Annotated in this window: 6 protein-coding genes and 1 rRNA gene (1 of these 7 only partly in view); 6 read left to right on the plus strand and 1 reads right to left on the minus strand. The window is 68.7% G+C overall.

The features are described 5' to 3' along the window. Positions 1 to 10 precede the first annotated feature (10 nt). Both tmk and ACYCO6_RS14190 read left to right on the plus strand, forming a co-directional pair. Complete coding sequence (gene tmk, locus ACYCO6_RS14185) at positions 11 to 727, plus strand: dTMP kinase (protein ID WP_459772387.1); 717 nt, start codon at positions 11 to 13, stop codon at positions 725 to 727. 187 nt (positions 728 to 914) lie between these two features. After that, positions 915 to 1967 (plus strand): DNA polymerase III subunit delta', encoded by a 1053-nt coding sequence (locus ACYCO6_RS14190; RefSeq protein ID WP_459772388.1) that lies wholly within the window; start codon positions 915 to 917, stop codon positions 1965 to 1967. Positions 1968 to 2006: 39 nt separating this feature from the next. Here the strand turns inward: ACYCO6_RS14190 and ACYCO6_RS14195 are convergent, their stop codons facing one another. Then, complete coding sequence (locus ACYCO6_RS14195) at positions 2007 to 2426, minus strand: FkbM family methyltransferase (protein ID WP_459772389.1); 420 nt, start codon at positions 2424 to 2426, stop codon at positions 2007 to 2009. An 822-nt stretch (positions 2427 to 3248) separates the two neighbouring features. Between ACYCO6_RS14195 and metG the strand changes: the two genes are divergently transcribed. From metG to ACYCO6_RS14215, 4 genes are all read left to right on the plus strand, one after another. Then, the gene (gene metG, locus ACYCO6_RS14200) at positions 3249 to 4826 is read left to right on the plus strand and encodes a methionine--tRNA ligase (RefSeq protein ID WP_459772390.1); all 1578 of its coding nucleotides are present in this window, start codon (positions 3249 to 3251) and stop codon (positions 4824 to 4826) included. Positions 4827 to 4840: 14 nt separating this feature from the next. Beyond that, entirely contained in the window at positions 4841 to 5641 is an 801-nt protein-coding gene (locus tag ACYCO6_RS14205; protein WP_459772391.1) for a TatD family hydrolase, read from the plus strand. Between the two features lie 22 nt (positions 5642 to 5663). Continuing rightward, positions 5664 to 6467, plus strand: coding sequence for an MBL fold metallo-hydrolase (locus tag ACYCO6_RS14210; protein ID WP_459772392.1), 804 nt, complete (start codon positions 5664 to 5666; stop codon positions 6465 to 6467). Between the two features lie 457 nt (positions 6468 to 6924). Then, a 16S ribosomal RNA gene (locus tag ACYCO6_RS14215) occupies positions 6925 to 8021 on the plus strand (it continues 387 nt past the right edge of the window).

Here is an 8021-nt window from a genome sequence, read left to right on the forward strand (position 1 = left end):
CCGCGCGCCCGTGATCGTGCCACGCTTCGGGAATTCGGCGCAGGCGCGGGGCGCCTTCATCACCTTCGAGGGCGGGGAGGGCGCCGGCAAGTCGACCCAGATCGCCCGCCTCGCCGCGACCCTGCGCGCGTGCACGGGCCGGACCGTGTGCGTCACGCGCGAGCCCGGCGGCTCGGCGCGGGCCGAGGAGATCCGCGCGGCGCTCCTCGGCGGCGCCGCCAAGCCCTACGGCCCCTTCGCGGAGGCCCTGCTGTTCAGCGCCGCCCGGATCGACCACCTCGACCGGTTGATCCGCCCGGCGCTTCGCCGGGGCGAGACCGTGTTGTGCGACCGCTTCATCGACTCGACCCGGGCCTACCAGGGCGCCGCGGGCGGCCTCGATCCGGGGGTCGTGGCCGCCCTGGAGCGGGTCGTCGTCGGCCCGACACGGCCCGACCTGACCCTGATCCTCGATCTTCCGCCCGAGGCCGGCCTCGGGCGTGCGGCCGCGCGCGGGGCGGGGCAGGGGACTGGAAAAGGAGCCGACCGGTTCGAGGCGGAGTCCCTCGACTTCCACACCCGCCTGCGGGAGGCGTTCCTGGCGATCGCCCGGGCCGAGCCGGAGCGCTGCACGGTGATCGACGCGTCACGCGACCCGGATTCGGTCGAGACCGCGATCCGGGCCGCCGTGGCGGCCCGCCTGCCGGATCTGCTGCCGGGGAAGGGCAGTCGCGGCGACGCGGCGTGAGCGCGCGTCCGACCCGGGACATCCGCCCCGCGCCCTCAGATGCGGCGGGCACTCGGGCGTTCCGTGGGCTCCGGCCACCGCGGGCAGCCGGTACGAGGCCGCCCCGAGGCGCTGGGCGCCACCCGTCCATCCCTGTAAGCAGCGGCGCCGGGATCACCGGACGGACGGGAGCCCGCAGGGACGCGCCATGAAGCCCACCGACCGCGCCGCCGACGACGTCGAGCCCGGGGACCTGCCGGGCATCCCGCGCCCGCGCGAGACGCTGGGGCTGGTGGGCCACGAGGCCGCGGCCGACGCCTTCGCGGCGGGGATCGCGGCGGGGCGCCTGCACCACGCATGGCTGATCGGGGGCGCGCCCGGCATCGGCAAGGCGACGCTCGCCTACCGGGTCGCGCGCCGCCTGCTCGCCTATCCGGAGGGGGGCGGACCGGCCGGCCTCGCCGTGCCGGAGGGCGATCCCGTCACCGGCAAGGTCGCGGGGCTGTCGCATCCGAACCTCGTGGTCCTGCGCCGCCACAAGGCCGTCGGCGCCAAGACGCTGCCGACCAAGATCTCGGTCGACATGGTGCGTCGGGCGCTGGACCTGTTCGGATCGACGGCGGCGGATTCCGGCTGGCGGGTCTGCATCCTCGACAGCGCCGAGGATCTCAACGCCAACGCCGCCAATGCCCTGCTCAAGGTGCTGGAGGAGCCCCCGCCACGCGCCCTGTTCCTGATCCTCTCCCACCAGCCCGGACGGCTGCTGCCGACGATCCGCTCCCGCTGTCGGGCGCTGATGCTGCGCCCGCTCGCGCCCGAGGCGGTGGCCGCGGTGGTGCGCGCACTGCCCGAGTCCTTCCCGCAGCCCGACGCGGCCGCCCTGGCCCGGGCCGTGGCCCAGTGCGAGGGCTCGGTCGCCCGGGCGCTCGCCATGCTCGATCCGGTCACCGCCGGCCTCGTGGCCGAGGTGGAGACCCTGCTGGCGCGGGCGCGCAATCCCGATTGGGGGCGGGTGCTCAAGCTCGCCGAGACCCTGGCGGGCCGGGACGCGGAAGCGCGGTTCGAGGCCGCCCAGGACGCGGTCCTGCGCTTCGTCTCGGCCGAGCTCGACCGGCGCCGGGACGAACCGGCGGCCCGTCTCGCCGCCCTCGTGGAGGTCGCCGACCGGTTCGGCCGCGCCGCCCGGGAGGCCGCTATCTACAACCTCGACCGACGCCCTGTGGTGCTGTCGCTGTTCGGGGCGCTGGCCGAGGTCGCCTAGAGTCGAAGACGGACGTTTGGAGCCGTTCAGCGACGCGCCCTATGCCGCGTAGACGACCGTCTCCCACCCGAAGTTGGTGTAGTGCTCGAAGTGAATTTCGTAGTCCGGATGCAGGCGCTTGATCAGCATCGGGATGATGATGAGATCGTCCTCGGAATGATAGCCCGAGATGGCGAGCTTCGGCTTGTGCCGCGCGATCGTGTTCCGGGCCCCGATCAGCGCGGCGCGCTCGGCACCTTCGATATCCATCTTGATGAAATCGACCCGCTCCAGGCCCTGCCGCTCCACGAGCGCATCGATCGTGTCGGTCCGGGCCTCGATCTCGCCCTGCGCGAACATGAACGAGGCCGCCCCCTTCGCGGCGAACCGAACGGGCTCTCCGGCGACGTGGCTGAGGGCGTGGGGAACGAGCGCGATCCGCTCGCTGAGCTGCGGGTTGCGGTCGAAGTTCGACCGCATGATCGCTTGATGCGCCGGCCAGCGGGTCGAAGGAGAACGCGCGGCCGGTCTCGCCGACGCTGGCCGCGAAAGCGAGTGCCGTGTCGCCGAAGCATCCGCCGGCATCGATCACCACGTCGCCGGCTTCGGGCTGAATGCTGCGCGGCCCATCCAGGTAATATTGCCGGACGAGGAACGTGGCGACGATGTTGCCCAGCCACGCCCCGAGCTCCAGTCGGTGTCCCAGGTGATCCACCGCGAAGGTCTCGAATAGGAACGGCGGAAAGACCGCGTCGCTGGGCCCGATGCGGTGGGACGCGGCCCGCGTGTACAGGTTCATATAGTCCGGCGTGCTCATCGGGAGCGCGTACCGGACCGGTCCGAGGGCGCGATAGGTGATGATGTCGCCCAGAAGCTTGCGGGATCGGGCGTCGAGCATCCCTCCGACCTGGTCGTACTCGGCCTGATTCTCGGCCAGCCTGGCGATCGCGTCGAGCGTGTGATGGGCCGGAAGCGGGCTCGGCCCCCCCTCGCCGAACACCCAACGATCGATGATCGGGTCCGGGATCTCGACGCCGCGATGCGCGACGATAGTTCTGACGACGTCGAGCGCGAAACTCATGGCAGGCCGGCCCAGAACGAACGATCTGTACTCCGTTTCCACCCAATAGGGCTGCCAGAGACTTAACTTCGCGCTCGTCCAAGCCACCCGAACGACCGCGGCCTCTGTCCCCGCGCGGCAGTCCTCGCTTCGCCCGGAGGGCGGACGTCGGCGGTTGCGTCCCGGCCGCTGCCGCGCGACAACGCGGGCAGCCTCCCGCGATCATCCGGAACACCACAGACGTGACGTCCAACGCCCCGGCGCCATCCAGAAAGACCTTCGGCCTCTCGACCGCGATCTCCTATCCCAACGGCGCGCCGCATATCGGCCACGCCTACGAGGTGATCGCCGCCGACGCCATCGCGCGCTTCCACCGGATCGACGGCTACGACGTGCTGTTCTCCACCGGCACCGACGAGCACGGCCTCAAAATCCAGCAGGCGGCGAGCCGGGCCGGCACCACCCCCCGCGCCTTCGTGGACGGCACCGCCGCCCGGTTCCAGGCCATGGCCGACCGGATGGACTGCGCCTACGACCGCTTCATCCGCACCACCGAGCCCGGCCACTACGCGGCCGCCCAGGAGATCTGGCGGCGGATGGAGGCCAACGGTGATATCTACCTCGACAAGTATGCCGGCTGGTACTCGGTGCGCGACGAGGCCTATTACGACGAGGCCGAGACCCGGCTGATGGAGGATGGCAGCCGCCGCAGCCTCGCCACCGACACGCCGGTCGTGTGGATGGAGGAGGAGAACTTTCTCTTCCGGCTCTCGGCCTACCAGGACCGCCTGCTCAAGCTCTACGAGGAGCAGCCCGACTTCATCGGCCCGGACACGCGCCGCAACGAGGTGGCGAGCTTCGTGCGCTCCGGCCTCAAGGACCTCTCGGTCAGCCGCACCAATTTCGATTGGGGCGTGCCGGTGCCGGGGCATCCGAACCACGTCATGTACGTGTGGGTCGACGCCCTGACCAACTATCTGACGGTGACCGGCTTCCCGGACGACTCGGATCCCCGGAAGACGTTCTGGCCGATGGACCTGCACATCATCGGCAAGGACATCGTCCGGTTCCATGCGGTCTACTGGCCGGCCTTCCTGATGTCGGCCGGGCTGCCGCTGCCCAAACGCGTCTTCGGCCACGGCTTCCTGCTCTCCAAGGGCGAGAAGATGTCGAAGTCGCTGGGCAACGTCCTCGACCCGTTCGAGCTTGCCGACACCTACGGGGTCGACCCGGTGCGCTACTTTGTGCTGCGCGAGGTGCCGTTCGGCGGCGACGGCAGCTACAGCCACGAGGCGATCATCGGCCGGATCAACGCGGATCTCGCCAACGATCTCGGCAACCTCGCTCAGCGCTCGCTCTCGATGGTTGCCAAGAACTGCGACGGCGCGGTGCCGGATCCCGGCGCCCTGGATGAGGCCGACCGGGCCCTGCTCGCCGAGGCCGACGCCCTGCCGCAGCGGGCCCGGACCCTGATGGCCGACCTGGCGCTGCACAGCATTCTGGCGGAGATCTGGGCCGTGGTGGCAGAGGCCAACCGCTACTTCGCGGCTCAGGAACCCTGGAAGCTGCGGAAGTCCGACCCGGCGCGGATGAACGCCGTGCTCTACACGACGCTGGAGGCGCTGCGCGCCTTCGGCATCCTGACCCAGCCCTTCGTGCCGGGGGCGGCCGGCAAGCTCCTCGACCTGCTGGCGGTACCGGCCGACCGGCGCAGCCTCGCCGCTGTGGGGGAGAGGGGCCGGCTCGTGCCCGGCACGGCTCTGCCCGCCCCCGCGCCCATCTTCCCGCGCTTCGAGCGCCCCGAGACCCCGGCCGCCTGACGGCCCGAGACCCGATGCTCATCGACAGCCACTGCCATCTCGACTTCCCGGATTTTTCCGCCGACCTGCCGGGCGTGATCGCTCGCGCCAAGGCCGCCGGCGTCACCGGAATGCTCACAATCTCTACCCGGGTCGCCAAGGCCGATACCTACCGGGCGATCGCCGAGGCCCATCCCGAGGTCTGGTACACGATCGGCACCCATCCCCACGGCGCCGCCGAGGAGCCGGACATCGCCGCCGAGACGATCGCGGCGATCGCCACCGGAACCCCGCGCTGCGTCGGGATCGGCGAGGCCGGACTCGACTACCACTACGCGGACGCCGCCCCCGAAGCCGTGCAGGAGCGGGTGCTGCGCGCCCATATCGGGGCGGCCCGCCTGGCCCAGGTGCCGCTGGTGATCCACGCCCGCGACGCCGACGACCACATGGAGCGGGTGCTCTCCGACGAGATGGGCCGAAAGCCGTTCCGGGCGGTGCTGCACTGCTTCTCGTCCGGCAAGCGCTTGGCCGAGGCCGGGGTGGAGCTCGGGCTCTTCGTATCGTTCTCCGGCATCGTCACCTTCCGGCGCTCGCACGAGCTGCGCGACATCGCCCGGGGTGTGCCCCTCGACCGGATCCTGGTGGAGACCGACGCGCCGTTCCTGGCTCCCGAGCCCCATCGGGGACGGACCAACGAGCCGGCCTACACGGCCGACACCGCCCGGTCCCTCGCCGAGACCCTGGGGCTACCGGCGGAGGAGCTCGCCCGGATCACGACGACGAATTTTTTCACGCTGTTCGATAAGGCCGCCGGAACGCTTCCGAGCGCCGCGTGACGAGTGGGAGCGGGAGATCCGGATGGCGAGCCTGACCCTGCGCATCCTCGGCTGCGGCTCCTCCGGCGGGGTGCCGCGGGTCGGCAGCGGCTGGGGCGCCTGCGACCCGGAGGAGCCGCGCAACCGCCGGCGGCGCTGCTCGATCCTGGTCGAGCGCACCACTGGGGCAGGGCGGACCACGCTGCTGGTCGACACCTCTCCGGACCTGCGCGAGCAGCTCATCGACGCGGGTGTGAAGCGCCTCGACGGGGTGCTCTACACCCACGCCCATGCCGACCACACGCATGGGATCGACGACCTGCGCCCGCTGGTGATCGCCATGCGCGCGCGCATCCCGGTCTACGCCGACTCTCTGACCCGATCGCTGCTCACGACCCGGTTCGGCTACTGCTTCGAGACGCCGCCCGGGAGCGCCTATCCCCCGATCCTTGACCTGCGCGATCTGCCCGTCGGTCGGGAGCTCATCCTGGGCGGGGAGGGCGGTCCGGTCAGCGTGGAGGCACTCCCGGTGGAGCACGGAATGGAGGCCGCCCTGGGCTTCCGCTTCGGCGCAGCAGCCTACATGCCCGACGTCAGCCTGATTCCGGAGGAGAGCCGGGCCCGGCTCCGCGGCCTTGATCTGCTGATTATCGACGCCCTGCGGGACACCCCGCACCCGACGCACTTCTCCGTCTCCGAAGCTCTGGCGCTCATCGCCGAGGTCGAACCCCGCCGGGCTGTGCTTACCAACCTGCACACCGACCTCGATTACGCGAGTCTGGCAGCCCGCCTGCCCGAGGGGGTCGTTCCGGCCTATGACGGGATGAGCCTCAGCATCGTGGCCTGACGCCACCCGCGCCTGGGCGCGAATCGGCCGTCACACGCCTGTCGCCGGCTGAGTCCAAGAAAATCGGCTCAACGCCGCAACAAGCCTGTTGACGGGGGGGATTGGTGGATCTATACCCCGCTCATCGGCGCCGGCCGCGAGAGTGGACCGGGCGCTGAGCCATCTTCTGACAAGCGGCGGGATTGGCCGGCGGGTTGAGCCGGGCGATCTTCTGTTTGCTTGATTGGGCTCCGGGCGACTGGAGCGGCTCTTTGACAAGTTGGAATTGAGGAAGGGAGACGCGGGCGGCGTTTGTCCTTGCGGCCAGGCCTTAGGGTCTGGCGTGAGTAGACTTGTGCCGATCTGTTGTTTCTCTTTTGAGCTCACCGACGGGTGTTTTGGCGCTGTGAAGCGTCGGATGCTTGGTCGATGTGAGGCTCCGTCTGAGTAATGACGTGATCGGCCGGATCGATCTCTTTAACGTGAGAGTTTGATCCTGGCTCAGAGCGAACGCTGGCGGCAGGCTTAACACATGCAAGTCGAGCGGGCCCTTCGGGGTCAGCGGCGGACGGGTGAGTAACGCGTGGGAACGTGCCCTCTGGTTCGGAATAACCCTGGGAAACTAGGGCTAATACCGGATACGCCCTTTTTGGGGAAAGGCTTGCTGCCGGAGGATCGGCCCGCGTCTGATTAGCTTGTTGGTGGGGTAACGGCCTACCAAGGCGACGATCAGTAGCTGGTCTGAGAGGATGATCAGCCACACTGGGACTGAGACACGGCCCAGACTCCTACGGGAGGCAGCAGTGGGGAATATTGGACAATGGGCGCAAGCCTGATCCAGCCATGCCGCGTGAGTGATGAAGGCCTTAGGGTTGTAAAGCTCTTTTATCCGGGACGATAATGACGGTACCGGAGGAATAAGCCCCGGCTAACTTCGTGCCAGCAGCCGCGGTAATACGAAGGGGGCTAGCGTTGCTCGGAATCACTGGGCGTAAAGGGCGCGTAGGCGGCGTTTTAAGTCGGGGGTGAAAGCCTGTGGCTCAACCACAGAATGGCCTTCGATACTGGGACGCTTGAGTATGGTAGAGGTTGGTGGAACTGCGAGTGTAGAGGTGAAATTCGTAGATATTCGCAAGAACACCGGTGGCGAAGGCGGCCAACTGGACCATTACTGACGCTGAGGCGCGAAAGCGTGGGGAGCAAACAGGATTAGATACCCTGGTAGTCCACGCCGTAAACGATGAATGCCAGCTGTTGGGGTGCTTGCACCTCAGTAGCGCAGCTAACGCTTTGAGCATTCCGCCTGGGGAGTACGGTCGCAAGATTAAAACTCAAAGGAATTGACGGGGGCCCGCACAAGCGGTGGAGCATGTGGTTTAATTCGAAGCAACGCGCAGAACCTTACCATCCTTTGACATGGCGTGTTACGTGGAGAGATCCACGGTCCTCTTCGGAGGCGCGCACACAGGTGCTGCATGGCTGTCGTCAGCTCGTGTCGTGAGATGTTGGGTTAAGTCCCGCAACGAGCGCAACCCACGTCCTTAGTTGCCATCATTCAGTTGGGCACTCTAGGGA

The organism is Methylobacterium sp. CM6257, from assembly GCF_054611515.1.

Excerpts from the sequence above, each read along its gene's own strand:
- ACYCO6_RS14190 (WP_459772388.1), top strand. The coding sequence starts at position 915 with ATGAAGCCCACCGACCGCGCCGCCGACGACGTCGAGCCCGGGGACCTG.
- ACYCO6_RS14195 (WP_459772389.1), bottom strand. The coding sequence starts at position 2,426 with ATGCGGTCGAACTTCGACCGCAACCCGCAGCTCAGCGAGCGGATCGCG.
- ACYCO6_RS14205 (WP_459772391.1), top strand. The coding sequence starts at position 4,841 with ATGCTCATCGACAGCCACTGCCATCTCGACTTCCCGGATTTTTCCGCC.
- ACYCO6_RS14210 (WP_459772392.1), top strand. The coding sequence starts at position 5,664 with ATGGCGAGCCTGACCCTGCGCATCCTCGGCTGCGGCTCCTCCGGCGGG.